Genomic DNA, 13299 nt, shown 5'->3' with positions numbered 1-13299 from the left:
TAACATATCAACTAGTATCAATCCCCTGTTAAATCAACGTTCAAGGAACATAAAAATAAAATAAATATTAATGAGTACTAAGTGATTGGTATTCAAAATGGTATTCAATAACCGGGCATGGGTAGTTATATAAAAATGTAAGCAGCATCTTTTTTAGAGGTGCTGTTTTTTTATTGCTATTAGGTATAGAAAAAATCAACTTGGATTATGTTTACCCTCCCCACTAATCTTTTCATACGCTTATATGAAATACATAATTCTTCTTATTTACTTTTATAGAAAAATAAACAAAACCTCAATTTATAAATCTTACACAACTACAATGATCTAGCTGTTGATGGGCCATCGACATCATAATGAAAGCTATGATAGCGTCATTTTCATTTTTTTCATTAAATAATTTTGGAGAATGAGCAGTTGGATTTCTATAAATGTAACAAATGGTATTAAGAAGTGATTTTAATCCTAAATACTGGCTCTTTTCATCATTATTCTCCAACTTATTTCCATTAATAATTATGGAAGGGTTATTTATTTTAAAAGCTTCGTTAATTAATTGATTACCATCTAGATTCGAGAATGTTAAAACTCTTATTCTTTCGAAAACACTTTTACTTGCCTCTAAAATAGCATGAAAATAGTTTTCATTCAAAAGCTCAGGAGTGCAGTACTCAGTTACCTTTGTATGTATATTATGAGCTTCTAGTTTCTCTATTAAACTTTTAGAACGTTTGATAGCTTCCGAAAGAGTTTCAGTTGCCTTTACTATTTTTATCTTCCCAGCATCAGTTATTTCATATCCATAAAATCGAAGTATTAAATTTATTTCTTTTAAATTGTAATACCAACCTTCTTCACTATTTACAAAACTTACTGGAGTCATAACCTCTTCAACGAACTGAAAAAAAGGCTTTGGAGATTTTACTTTATTAATTTCATAAAGCATTGATGCATTGATGCGTTTCCATTTGGTACTAATAGATTTAATACCTGTTTCCGTATCATGGTCTTTCCAATTATTTTTAGAAAGTATCCTTGTTAATTCTGTACCCGATATTAGTTCTCCTAAAATTCGTGATATCTTTTCCACACAAACATTATCTAATGCTTTCATATTTTTCCCTCACTTAATATGTATATATGAACAAATTACCAAAATACCGCTATATGAAACACATCTGTTGGAGCTCCAAAAAACATGCATTTTACACTACCAGAATTTAAATATAAAGAGTTAACTTCAAGTTCCTCATAAGCCGATATATATTTATACTTTATATCTTTCGTCTTTTCGCTTATGTTATAAAGAAAAGGGAAAAATCCCATTCTTCTATGGTCTATATCAGGGGTACTACCTCTACCTTTACCTAATTGTACAATTTGACTAAACCTTTCTACTACATTGAACCAACCAACTACAAATGCTCTTTTTCCTTTAAAACCTCGCTCGATTTCTTCTGATAACCATGAAAAGTCTCTTTCTATTTCACTCCATACAGAACTATTAGCAACCCCTGTGGAACTTTTGTAGTTACGAAGCAACTTTACCTCTATTTTAAAATCTTTTGATTTTACAACTATGTCGTTACCAGCTTCTTTTGATTTACCTTGCATATTAAAGGTAGCCATTTGACGAAAAGGATAACCTAGTCTGACTACCATGTCCGCTTCAGAATATTCCGTATTAGAAATAATTTTTAACTCTTCATTAGAAACATTTTTATATCTTTCATTAAAATCGTCTATAATAAATAAACAGTTCGAGACTAAATATTTATCAATCATTATTTCTACGCTCCTCATCATAAAGAGATAAAGTAACATTTAACCGTTACTCCAATCCCTTAATTATACGCCTGTCAACGTTTTATTTTTTTATTACTATTCGTCCATTATTTCTCACATTGCTTTCAAACTATCTTCATAAAACCAAAAACGTTTACCTTTTTCCTTGCGTCGTTCCAATAAACGCATTCGTGGATCATGTAGAAACTCTTGCTCTAAAAAAGTCTTACCCATACAAGTACGCTTTGACATTTCATTTATGTCCCAAGTGAATAAAGTTTGCCTTATAGAGACATCTAATTTTTCATTAATATAAGCTCGAAGTTCCTCATGATCTACATGTACTTCTAGATTAATCAGTTCTCACGACCTCCAATACTTATATTTCGACTTGTTTATTCTTTATCCTTTAAATAAAAAACACTCTCGAGTTTGAGAGTGCGTTTAAAATTATTTCTTATAATGATTTAAAATATATTTTGAGGTACTTGTAGTATATCTAGTAACTTCATTTTCTCCATCAAAATACCCTTTTTCTTCTGCAATGTTATGATACTTCAAAGCTTCTTCATAATATGGTACATGCAATCTTCTAATTATTTCTACTATCTCTGCATTATCCTCGACCTGGTCGTATTGAATTTTAGATAATAGATAAACCAAACCATCAGGTCCAACATAATGGTCCAGATGCATGTCTGCTGTTAATTTATTCTGTTTAAATAACTCTTTTTCATTGTACATACAACGTTGATTATGATGAACAATTCTAAACCCTTTTCCTTTTCTGAATGCATTACCTTTGTCAATATCTCGATACCACTCAAGCCAACCTTCTTCAGCTTTTTCGATAACTTCACCACAATTATCACAATACCATTGTTGTAGGGGTTCAAGACTATTGTTTACATATTCATTCATAAAAATCCACCTCTTTCTATTCAACTAGATTCGACAAAAGAGAAGAAATTCCTCTCAATACTTGCTAAAAGTTTTTTATCGCTGCATTTAAATAAATATGTAAGTTTTCTTGTTTCATTATATGATTTACTCTTATAATATCGTTCCTACTATATCTGATTGGAATTGATGGTTCTATTGGGGTTTTAAAGATTTCTGAAATGAGTGAGATATCAAAGTCATTTGCAGTCTTTTCTACGTTTGAACCATTATGGATAAAATATTCGAGATATTTCAATTCTGATGTATCCATTTTGACAAGATAATTATATAGAACTTGCTCAGCCTCTATATATTTTAGCGACTTTTTATTTCCATCATTTTCATTAAATGCTACTTTTCTAGCCAACGCTAGTTGCAATACTATTTTTGCTTCGTCAATAAAGTGTTTAGTATAAGAACTCATTTAAATAGCCTCCTGAAAGTATTTAATGAATACCACTTACAATTTATCATCACAACTCCCTTCTAATATAGTAATAGCCCAAACTCACTAATCTGTGTGAACGTCGCGTAGTACTTCCTTATGCTCACCCCAACCATTTCAGCTACTTCTCGGACCATTTAATTTGATATCTTTAATTTGCTTTCTCCCTTTGAATTGTTAATCAGTTACTTGATCAGCATCATCGCTAAGCCACTTTTCAATAGTTCCTCTATGAAATAAAATCTTTCCACGTACCTTTTTATGAGGAATTTCGTTTAGTCTGGTCATTGTATAAATTGTTCCAGTAGATACGCCGATTAATTCAGCAACTTCAATAACTGTCAGTGTAATTTTCTCCAAAGATATCACCTCCAATTAGGTAATTCGCTATATGATACTTATAATCCTGTTCAAATAAAAAAAAGAAGAGCCTAAGCTCCTCCTTTTACTTTAATATATTCATCATTAATTCCAAGCCTTTACTTTCACTCTTCACCTCTACTAATACTCCCTCTAAAAACTTAATTAATTCAACTGTAGCACCTTTGAAATGCATCTTCCTAGATTTATTACGCATCTTTGTATGAATCTTGCTATTAGCCCCTTTGCTTTGCACTTCACACCAATCTCATCATGCAACAGGCTTTTAAGACTTAATAAAAGTCACACCTGGTTAGATGTGACCTTTACGCAACTCAAATTTTATGGCATAGAAAGCATCTTCAGAGAAATGCCTATTTTTCTGTTACAACCTCTTCAGAAGTTGTCTCAGCTAACCATTGACTTTGAACTCGTTTCAGCTTAACTGGTAGTTTATAAATATATTCTAAGATTGTCTCCGTAAACTCTAAGAGAGATTCTACCATGATATCACTGAACTCTATATCATCTGCGTGAGCTGCAGCGTTCCCAACATCCTTCAGCACATTTGCCATTTCATCTAAAATAGCTGGCAGAATACCCAATTCAGAAAGTTTTTTTAATTTAGTATACAGATTACCCTTAGTAACTCCTTTGTCTTTGCAAACCATTTCAAGTGTCCTTCTCAATGAAAGTGCCGAAATAGCATTATCGATGTGTTTAACTTTCAAAGCAGCTTCATATGATTTTTGTATACCCTGTGGCAAATAGTCCATACTCAATTCTACTTTTGGATAGAGTATTTCTTCGGTAACAAGTGGAGATCCATCATAATCATAATCCTCACTATTCGAATGCACTTTTTTGATTGTGGAATTATAGCAAACAGGACAAATGAAAATACAGTAGTTATCATCGAATGTCACAGGATAATAATCATCAGGACCTATTTTAATTGTGTCGCTCATTCGATGGAGATGCTCTACCGCCAAATCCATTGAGGTCTTGTTTCCGCAATGGTAACAAAACATAACTTCTCGTTTTTCCATTTTACATTCTCCCCCTTCTATATATCATTATTCGACAAAAAAGGGGAGAACCCTTCAAAATCACAAGGAAGTCCACCAATGCATTTAAAAAGATTGTTTTGTGACTATATGATATGTAGTCTTCAATGCATAATATAAAGCCACACCTGTGTTAGATGTGACCTTTATGTATTATTTTGATTGTAATTTTTCAATGATTTGTTTTTTAATATCTTCGAGTATTTCAGGAGAAGTTTCTTCTGAATTCAATATATCTAAACCATACGGTTTAATAATTTCGAATAACTCTTCTCTTCTCACTTTAAAATCAATTTCATTGTCTACAGAGTTTACCTCTAGTTCAGTACCTATTGGCAATTCATCTATAAATTTTTGTAACCACTTTTCTGTATCCATGTTCCCACCTCCTCCCACACTAATCATAATGTGAATGGAAATGATTGTAACTAACATTCCTATTTTAAATTCGAAGAGCAACCTGGATTAGGACATTCGATCTTTACTAAGATTCGGTTTCTTCTTTTATTATTTATTAAGTCCATTTCTACCAATCTCACCTTATATTGCATTCCTTCGCTGCATACACAAGGCATTTCATCTATTACTTCTTCGTCTATAGTTACCCAGTCTTCCATGAATACCACCCCTTTAAATTACAATACAACAAAAATTATCGTAATACAAAAAGAGCACCCAAGATCAAATGGATCTGGCCTCCTTATTAATTGTTACTCGGTATATCCCTAATTACTTCACTATCTATTTCGTGATTGCATTATGGACATTTAATTTGTTTGCCATTAAGTATCATCCAAACGAGATAACATGCTGCCATCCTTAAAAGCAGTTGCAACATGTTTCCCATTTCCCTTTAAGTAACCCTTATAAATTTTACTCACCTACTTTTTTCTTTGACGTATATTTAAAACATCAATTTCTCAACCGATATATTCCTAGATAACTATTGAAATAAAAAAGGTGTGATTATGGTGTTTTTCATTATATATTTGAATTTCATCTGTTTATTAATCTGTTTGCCCATAATAGCTTCATTCTACTCATGGAATAAAGTTTTAAAAATAATATTTGATTCATTAAAATATTTACTTAGAGTTTTATTGTTATTAGTAACTATAGTTATAGTATTATTAATGCAACTTATTGCTATTGTTTCGACACGTATTATAACCCCAATAGTTTTAGGACTATTACTTTATATTTTTATTTTCATTGCGCTAAACCAGTTTGAAATTACACGACAATACATTCAGAATGATTATTATTTTAAAACAGTTGGTTATTTGGTCTTTACGCTTTTCTTTTTTACATATGCTCATTTACCACTTTTTAAAAAGATATACATATTGAGTTTATTTGGACTAAATAAGATATTGAACACAGAACCTACCACTAAAGCTATTGAAAAAGAACAAGCCAAAATCCATCAAAATTTACTTAGTATACACATATATATACTATTACTTACCACGTATATATTTTTTAATGTTATTGACTTTTTAGGTTTTTCAAATCAGAAGGTAATTGACAAAATAACTGAATCAACATTCCACTTAATATCATTGTTTAATTTAAGTGATGGTTTAGTTTATCGTTTTGTTGATGACTTATTAATCTCATTAACATTTTTACTTAATGGAAGTAAATTTATAACTGAAGCATTATTAACTTTTGTAATCATTGATACATTAGTAACTTATAGAAAGCACTTGAAAAAACGTATAGTCATTTAGCTTTTTTCCGCTCAACTAACTTGGCTATATGTCCGCCTGATCTAGTGTTCTTTATTCTAGTGATTGGTTTTTACTTCTTTCACTTGTGGATAGTAAACGAATCCCCCATTATGAACATCTAATATTTTTTTGAACTTTGATGGATACAAAATATTTCCTTTTATCCACTCGTGTTTTGTCCAGTACATTTTTCCGCGTCCTTGATAGTCTAATAAACATCATTCAGGATTTGCTTCTTTAACTCTTCCAGTTCCACTTTAGAAATAAGTACTTATTTGTTGGAATAGGGACGAATAGTTCTACCTTTAATTGCTGCATGCTTATTTCTCCTCACTCGTTGTAACCTTTAATTCTTTAACATTGCACGGATCAGTCAAATCTTTTCCAGCATTACGTCTCATGAATTCTTCTAATTCAATAGTAGAAACTTTCATACGTCCTAGTTTCAATCCAATTAATTGACCACTTTTGATAAGTTTATATACGAAGCCTTTATCGCACTTAAGTATTTTCTACTTCTGCAACTTTTAACAACTCATGCATTTTTACACCCCCAATCACACAAAAGTAAGAACTCGAAATAAAGAAATCCGACGAGCGCAAATCAGCGCTGGGTAAAATGCGTGAGTATTGACGAATTGGGTCAACTTTTTTACAATCATGTGTTCTTTTCCTGTCGATAGATTCGCCCATAAAAGCTTTCATTGATCAGCAATAAAGTCGACTTTAGTTGGATCAATTTCCTTTCTTTGACCATCTACGATAACGAAATGATGAAATGTATACTTTGTTTTTTCCACATCATAATTCCTTTCAATTCATATAATCTGTAATTAATTAGAGTCATGCTCTGCAAATGACCAAAGCTGAAAACAGATGATATTTACCACTCATTAAGGGTAGTCTTTTTCTCATTTATAGTTTCATTTTAAAATAGGATCCTTCTTCGTTTAAAGTAAATCCCATTTCTTCATAAAAGTCTGGTAAACCAGGAGTAGCATTTTTATCCTCATCTATTATTCTACCAGCAATCGAATTGTATTGATTGGCTTTAGCATATGATATAACCGCATTAATTAATATTCTGCCGTTACCTTTTCTTTTATTTTTTGCAAAAATCCCTTCAACAAATAATTCTTGATTCGCTGTCCAAATTACTCCAAGTTCATCTACTTTAACATTCTTATATAAAGTTACATTCACATATGGATATTCATTTCTATATGAGTTTTTCATTGTTATCGTTAGATTGTTATAATCTTCTCTTTTTGTAAGTGCAAATAATTCTCGGTCTTTATTTTGCACTATACCAACGATAGAATCATCTTTGATAGCTTTAATATAATCAACTAAATCACGTGATTCTTCTAAATTCATAATATCCTTCCTTAATTTGTGGATCATTATTTCATCACTTTCATACAACTCCCTATATAATTCAACATCTCTTTTTTTATATATACCAAATCCAAACATTCATTTATCCTCCAAAACTATTAGTTATAATATTTTACCATAATAACCAATTATCTATATTGAGGTTACTCTCATTTACAGTTCGTTCCTCTCCCTCTTCTAACCAATTATAAAATGGTACCGGCTTGCTCACACGAGGTTCTTCCTCCACAGATGATGTAGAAGAGGCCTTATCCTTCGAACACTCACTCGCTTTGTTATAAGCTCCTACAAACACGTTTCTAAAGTCTTAGTAATCGTCAATGTACCATCCGCAATATCTCTTATAAGATTGAAAATGATGTTTTTCGCTATTATGAAATCTTTTACACTATCAATCTCTGTAACTAGAGCAACTTTATGCAATTCATCTTTTAGATTATCTTGCATTGGTAAACTATTCATGAAATCGAATAGCATTGTTTGGTACTCATTCATGTATATTTTTTTGTTTTCAGCTTGCAAAGATAATTCTTCTGAAAGGTTATATATATTTTTTGCTTGTTTAGAACTTAAAAGATTAAAAGATTAAATGCTTAGGTCTTCGAATTGTGGAGGACAAGCCACGTCATTACTAGCTTCTTCGACTCCGATTCGTTGTGTCACACTCGATGTGTCATCATAAGGCAAAATTCTATAAATGCTCGCACCTTTGATTCCGGTAGCTTTAGATATGAAAATAGAAATTAAATTTGTGAAGACAGATAACTGATCGTAGTTATCTGTTTTTTTATGTGTACTTTCAATTACAAATCTAATAAAATGGGAAATGAAGGGAGAGTTTGAAAATATGAAGAAAAATCTATTTTTTATTGCAACTATTATTACGACTTTAATCCTAGTTGCATGTGGTTCAGAAGAGGAAAAAAGTACTGATAAGGAGAAAAAAGTTGAAACTTCAAGTGATGTAACTGGAAAGACAATTGAAGAGAGTGATATCGCAAAATTATATACTTCACCAAAGGATTATAAAAACTTTAATTATGAATTTATCGGTCAAGTATTTACTACGCCAGAAAAGGATAAAGACGGGACATATCTTCAAGTTTATGCTGACCCAGAAAACAATGAATATAATACAATCGTTGGTATTGATGATCCAGAATTAGTAGTTTCCGATGGGGATTACATAAAAGTAAAAGGCGTAGTTAAAGACGTATTCGAAGGTGAAAATATGTTAGGTGGCACTATCCTTGCTCCTATGGTCAAAGCATCTTCAATAGAAGTTACCGATTACATTTCTGCGATTGCACCTACGTTAGCAACAATTGAAATAAATAAACCAATTGATCAGCATGGTTTTGTCGTTACTTTAGAGAAAATTGAATTTGCTAAAAAGCATACTCGTGTATATGTAAGCGTGACAAATAATACAAAAGATAAAATTTCATTTTATACACACAATATGAAGATAGTTTCTGGTGGTTCTCAATTTGAAGGAATATATGAATATGACACTGGATATCCAGAAGTTCAAAGCGATTTACTACCAGGTATCACAACTACAGGTGTTGTAACATTCCCTGCAATGGATCCTGCAACTGCTGAATTACAGATTTACGCAGAAGGATATAGCGATAATTACGACATTGATATCGAGCCATTTGTGTTTACTGTAGCTAAATAACATAAAAACCACCTTCCAAATATAATGGTTGGTGGTTTCTTTTCATCTTAGTTCAGTTACCTTCATTTCTTTAATGTGAATTATATTTATAACGGTTTCTTCTTCTGTTGTGATAATACGTGCCCCATTAATCTCTTCAGGTTCTAATTTACGCACATCTGAATTTGTTTCAAATTCATAGCTCTGACCATTTTAAAAAGTTATTTCTACTGCATATTTCTTTTTCAATTTATTCACCCCTTTTGGATACTATTCGAGGTGATATTGAAAAGTCCTTCAATTATAAAGGTGAAATATCTACGATATTATCGATGCTAAGTGGTTCACACCGATTACTGAAAGAATCAATATAGTGAATTTGTCTGTTGTATTCATCGATTTTAGTAATAGTGCCTCGATATGTTTGGAATTCACCATTTTCCCACAGTTTATAATCAGCTTCTGCACTATACTTCATAAGTTTTTCTAGTATCTCCTGGATCGATTGTAACTCTTGCTCATCTAACTCTGGACGTCCAGTCTTCATTAAACTTCGTCGACGATCTCCTAGTAATCTAACATGCTCTGGTAACATCATGCCTTGCCATTTTTTCATACCTCGATCTTTTATCACATGATTTCCTCCTATCCTTTCTGTCCACCAACCATTTTTGAACGTTTTACTGCGGTTCCTGCAGGAGTGTAAGATACTGCTCTCAATAATGCTGCGGAGCCATATCGATTTCTTATGCTGTCCATTGCAGTTGCGAGTTTTCTTTTCTTCCAATTTTGTTTTTCAAAAAGGTTAAGCTGCATTGAGTGTTCATCTTCTAATTTTGTTATGGAAATTGCTATTTGCCTTACAGGATTTCTAGTATAATTTTCTTTTAATAAATCTAAGCAAACATTGTATATATTAATTGTATCGTTAGTAGCTTCATGTATTGTTCTAGCCCGCTGAAATCCTCCACCAAAGCATTTTTGCTATAGCCAATTCCTAATGAAATAGTTCTAGCTGCTTGATGTGAATCTCTAGCCCTCTTCGCAACATCCTCACACATTTCAAGAATTACGACTTTAACTTCTTCTATTTTGTTATAGTCTCGCATGAGTATTTGGCTTTTTCCAGGAGGTCATCTAGTAGGAGGATGCAGGTAGTGGTAGAAGTGCCAATTGGCAAGTAATCGTTTTCAGTATTCAAAATGTAGTTTTGAAATAAGTTTAGATTAAAAATACTTGAGAAACCAATAGTTTACGATAAATAAAAAGAATCCATTTTGAAATTAATCAAAATAGATTCCCTCTACAGAGGATTTATATTTGTTTTTAAAGTCCGATCAAATTCTACTTCTGTTGTTCCACAATCTCAGCCGATTGTTGAAGATGAATTTCTTTATTGTAGATAAACACTATATCAAGATGAGAATGTTTATTAAATAATTCTTTTATTGCTTCCTCAAATGCCCAGTCGTCTGTATTGGTATCTAAATAAGGTGCTATAATCGGATACACTAATCATCCCTAATGGCTGTTTTCTTGTCCCCATACTGAAACTCATTGAAGTGTGATTGGTAGGTTTTAATGTGTGGAACGAGAGAACCTTCTTCACATTCAGAGTAGTCTTCTCTATATACCAATATCCACACTAGGTATCAAGATTTCCACTATAAAGATGGTAGTACGTATTGGCCGAATACAACAACTCATCTGGATATGGATTTGTGAAAAGTTAGCAACCTGAAACACTCCTATATTTTCGAGTTATCTATTTGTTCATTTATATATTTCCTTATTCCCTCGAGTTCATCTTCGGAATACTCTAGTGGACTCCACAATCCTAGAGCTTCATAACTTAGTCCCGATAACTGTGAAAATAATATATCAGCATTATAATGATATGGGGAATACAATACTTCTGACTCACCGTTTTGATTTTTTATAATAAAAATATCTGCTTCTTCTCTATTTTTATTATAATCAGGCAAAATTTCGAATAAATCATTGAAATCTGAACTATCGTCAATTATGAAAATTTTATTCAAATGAAAATATCTATGATCTACATAGTAATTATGTAATAATTTAATTAAAAAACCTGAGTATTCATTCTTGTTTTTTATTAAATTTAATTCTAAATCATCTATTTTTTCGTAGAAGAATTGATAATTCTTGCTAAATACTAGAATTTCAAATTTATCTACACCCCATTCCTTCTTCAAAAATTCACAAAGTTTTTTTAATATTTTAGAGCTATCAAATTGAATATTTAGTCCTTTATAAAAATTTCTTAATTCAATAATTTTTTCTTCCAGATATTCGAAATTAACAATAATTAAATTTTCATAGTCTTCTAATCCAAATTTAAAGTACTTTTCTATATCAATATTAATTTGAATATTTTCTAACGGTTGATCGAAATAATCATATTCAAATTCTATATCCTCAATGTTTTCTGTGTTTTCTATTAAATAATCTCTCGATTCATACGGAACTGGAAGTCCCTCTAAATAATGAAAAGGGGGCGCCAATTCTTCTTTATTGTTGTTTTGCAATAAAAAGTTAGATATTAAAAATGGTATAGTGAATATTTCCCACTTAATTTTCCCACTACTTCTGCGTTGAAACATTCTTACTAAGCTAGTTTGTGTTTTTCTATGTGTGTCATAAAAATAAATATTATTTAAATCGGTACTATAAAATACAATATATCTTGGTATATGTGAGGACATATTTTTATGCATAGAACGAACAAGTTTCCTCATACTTACTTCATCCAATTTGTCATCTACTTCTGGAAATCTAAATAGCTTAGTTAATCCAGTAAAATCTGAACCGGTCAAAATATTATTATTTCTAATAATCATGTTTATGAGCTTTTTATTCTTAAAATTTTCATCATAAAAAAAATAAAGTAAATCATCATTCCACTCTATTTTATTATCATAAATGCAGACACCACATATAGTCCCACCTACTCCATGTTCTAAAAAATTATTTTTCAAAGATATCATTTGAAGATATGCAGTAGCAGCACTTATTTTTTTCCTAGGCTTATCGTCTATAGTTTCATCTTTAAAGTCTGGGAATGTTTTTGAAAACCTCTTCATTAGATCATCTAACATTCCTATTGCTCTACCACTTCCTATACTTATATAATTAGTTATTTCTTTAACTTCTCTTTTATTTAATACAAATAATTTATTATTATCTTTCTGATGAATTGCAAGTATCAATTCTCCATCTGATACAATTTCCATAAGATAAGAAATGATTTGATCATCTGGCAATCCAACCATTAAATTTAATTTACTTTTTATTTCCTCATAGGTATCCAAATAACCTGAAAATGCAATAACATAATTATCTTTTATATAAATTTTTATATCCGTTTCTGCAACAAAGCGTGAATTATATTCTCCATACTTTTCCCCCATACTTGAATAATCAGCTTCAACTTCTAAATCATTATTTTCAGAAGAAGTTAATGAATCTGCAACAATGTAAATTTCATCATCAGCCTTCCATGCAAAACAATACGTCATTACTTATCCCTCATCTTTTCTCTTATATAATTCGGTCAAAATTTCTTTTATATAGCCGTTTATAAATTTTATATCGGCTTTAATACGTCCTATATAAGCTGTATTTTGCTTATAATTCAAGTTATTAGTTGATTTTGAATAAAACGTCCTAACGATTATTCTATACTGAGGCAGAATAAACAAAAATACGTTTGACATAGTTAGAGTACATTAAAAAAGTAACCCTCCCCTAGTTTGATTAGGGTAGAGAGGTTACTTTTTTGGCGCTATTAAATCAGAAGGATTGAAAAGCGAGCTAACATTCGAACAGCTTACATAATTGTTTTTTGGTGATACAAACACTTAAAACATCTCTAGAGCTACC

The 13299-nt window shown here is 31.1% G+C and carries 20 protein-coding genes and 1 pseudogene; 2 read left to right on the top strand and 19 right to left on the bottom strand.

Annotated features, from left to right (window positions below; translation table 11 throughout):
* Window positions 1–295: 295 nt before the first annotated feature.
* From PB01_RS08225 to PB01_RS08190, 9 genes are all read right to left on the bottom strand, one after another.
* Window positions 296–1114 (bottom strand): TIGR02391 family protein, encoded by an 819-nt coding sequence (locus PB01_RS08225; RefSeq protein ID WP_151699763.1) that lies wholly within the window; start codon window positions 1112–1114, stop codon window positions 296–298.
* 35 nt (window positions 1115–1149) lie between these two features.
* Window positions 1150–1785, bottom strand: coding sequence for a hypothetical protein (locus PB01_RS08220; RefSeq protein WP_151699762.1), 636 nt, complete (start codon window positions 1783–1785; stop codon window positions 1150–1152).
* Window positions 1786–1899: 114 nt separating this feature from the next.
* Window positions 1900–2037, bottom strand: a complete 138-nt coding sequence (locus PB01_RS21300) for a hypothetical protein (RefSeq protein ID WP_225986214.1) — start codon at window positions 2035–2037, stop codon at window positions 1900–1902.
* A 198-nt stretch (window positions 2038–2235) separates the two neighbouring features.
* Window positions 2236–2706, bottom strand: a complete 471-nt coding sequence (locus PB01_RS08215) for a hypothetical protein (protein ID WP_151699761.1) — start codon at window positions 2704–2706, stop codon at window positions 2236–2238.
* A 64-nt stretch (window positions 2707–2770) separates the two neighbouring features.
* On the bottom strand, window positions 2771–3151 hold the full coding sequence (locus tag PB01_RS08210) for a hypothetical protein (protein ID WP_151699760.1): 381 nt from the start codon (window positions 3149–3151) through the stop codon (window positions 2771–2773).
* 198 nt (window positions 3152–3349) lie between these two features.
* Window positions 3350–3532, bottom strand: coding sequence for a helix-turn-helix domain-containing protein (locus PB01_RS08205; RefSeq protein ID WP_151699759.1), 183 nt, complete (start codon window positions 3530–3532; stop codon window positions 3350–3352).
* Between the two features lie 374 nt (window positions 3533–3906).
* Window positions 3907–4581 carry a DUF4145 domain-containing protein gene (locus PB01_RS08200; protein ID WP_151699758.1) on the bottom strand — a complete coding sequence of 225 codons (675 nt, stop codon included), beginning with the start codon at window positions 4579–4581 and terminating at the stop codon, window positions 3907–3909.
* A 171-nt stretch (window positions 4582–4752) separates the two neighbouring features.
* Window positions 4753–4977 carry a hypothetical protein gene (locus PB01_RS08195; protein ID WP_151699757.1) on the bottom strand — a complete coding sequence of 75 codons (225 nt, stop codon included), beginning with the start codon at window positions 4975–4977 and terminating at the stop codon, window positions 4753–4755.
* A 59-nt stretch (window positions 4978–5036) separates the two neighbouring features.
* Window positions 5037–5216, bottom strand: a complete 180-nt coding sequence (locus PB01_RS08190) for a hypothetical protein (protein WP_151699756.1) — start codon at window positions 5214–5216, stop codon at window positions 5037–5039.
* 351 nt (window positions 5217–5567) lie between these two features.
* Between PB01_RS08190 and PB01_RS08185 the strand changes: the two genes are divergently transcribed.
* Complete coding sequence (locus tag PB01_RS08185; RefSeq protein ID WP_225986213.1) at window positions 5568–6332, top strand: hypothetical protein; 765 nt, start codon at window positions 5568–5570, stop codon at window positions 6330–6332.
* A 56-nt stretch (window positions 6333–6388) separates the two neighbouring features.
* Here the strand turns inward: PB01_RS08185 and PB01_RS21295 are convergent, their stop codons facing one another.
* From PB01_RS21295 to PB01_RS08160, 4 genes are all read right to left on the bottom strand, one after another.
* On the bottom strand, window positions 6389–6520 hold the full coding sequence (locus tag PB01_RS21295) for a DUF771 domain-containing protein (protein ID WP_225986212.1): 132 nt from the start codon (window positions 6518–6520) through the stop codon (window positions 6389–6391).
* Between the two features lie 132 nt (window positions 6521–6652).
* Window positions 6653–6841 (bottom strand): helix-turn-helix domain-containing protein, encoded by a 189-nt coding sequence (locus PB01_RS08175; RefSeq protein ID WP_151699754.1) that lies wholly within the window; start codon window positions 6839–6841, stop codon window positions 6653–6655.
* Window positions 6842–7247: 406 nt separating this feature from the next.
* On the bottom strand, window positions 7248–7808 hold the full coding sequence (locus tag PB01_RS08165) for a hypothetical protein (protein ID WP_151699752.1): 561 nt from the start codon (window positions 7806–7808) through the stop codon (window positions 7248–7250).
* Between the two features lie 207 nt (window positions 7809–8015).
* Window positions 8016–8252: a hypothetical protein gene (locus tag PB01_RS08160; protein ID WP_225986211.1), complete on the bottom strand. Its 237-nt coding sequence runs from the start codon at window positions 8250–8252 to the stop codon at window positions 8016–8018.
* Between the two features lie 325 nt (window positions 8253–8577).
* Here PB01_RS08160 and PB01_RS08155 point away from each other — a divergent pair, with 325 nt between their 5' ends.
* Window positions 8578–9414 (top strand): DUF4352 domain-containing protein, encoded by an 837-nt coding sequence (locus PB01_RS08155; RefSeq protein WP_151699750.1) that lies wholly within the window; start codon window positions 8578–8580, stop codon window positions 9412–9414.
* A gap of 280 nt (window positions 9415–9694) precedes the next feature.
* Here the strand turns inward: PB01_RS08155 and PB01_RS08150 are convergent, their stop codons facing one another.
* The 6 genes and pseudogenes from PB01_RS08150 to PB01_RS08140 all read right to left on the bottom strand — a co-directional run bounded on the left by PB01_RS08150 (window position 9695) and on the right by PB01_RS08140 (window position 12935).
* Entirely contained in the window at window positions 9695–10027 is a 333-nt protein-coding gene (locus PB01_RS08150) for a YolD-like family protein (protein ID WP_151699749.1), read from the bottom strand.
* 11 nt (window positions 10028–10038) lie between these two features.
* Complete coding sequence (locus PB01_RS21615; RefSeq protein ID WP_264158172.1) at window positions 10039–10209, bottom strand: hypothetical protein; 171 nt, start codon at window positions 10207–10209, stop codon at window positions 10039–10041.
* Window positions 10210–10254: 45 nt separating this feature from the next.
* A pseudogene (locus PB01_RS21900) lies at window positions 10255–10308 on the bottom strand (hypothetical protein); the annotation flags it as partial.
* Window positions 10290–10502, bottom strand: coding sequence for a DinB/UmuC family translesion DNA polymerase (locus PB01_RS21610; RefSeq protein WP_264158171.1), 213 nt, complete (start codon window positions 10500–10502; stop codon window positions 10290–10292). The pseudogene PB01_RS21900 and the gene PB01_RS21610, both read right to left, overlap by 19 nt.
* 235 nt (window positions 10503–10737) lie before the next feature.
* Window positions 10738–10905, bottom strand: coding sequence for a hypothetical protein (locus PB01_RS20965; protein WP_192797515.1), 168 nt, complete (start codon window positions 10903–10905; stop codon window positions 10738–10740).
* A 236-nt stretch (window positions 10906–11141) separates the two neighbouring features.
* Complete coding sequence (locus PB01_RS08140) at window positions 11142–12935, bottom strand: hypothetical protein (RefSeq protein WP_151699748.1); 1794 nt, start codon at window positions 12933–12935, stop codon at window positions 11142–11144.
* Window positions 12936–13299 lie beyond the last annotated feature (364 nt).

The sequence above is a fragment of the Psychrobacillus glaciei genome (assembly GCF_008973485.1).
GTDB classification, from domain to species: domain Bacteria; phylum Bacillota; class Bacilli; order Bacillales_A; family Planococcaceae; genus Psychrobacillus; species Psychrobacillus glaciei.
This window is presented reverse-complemented; position numbering and strand designations above follow the sequence as displayed.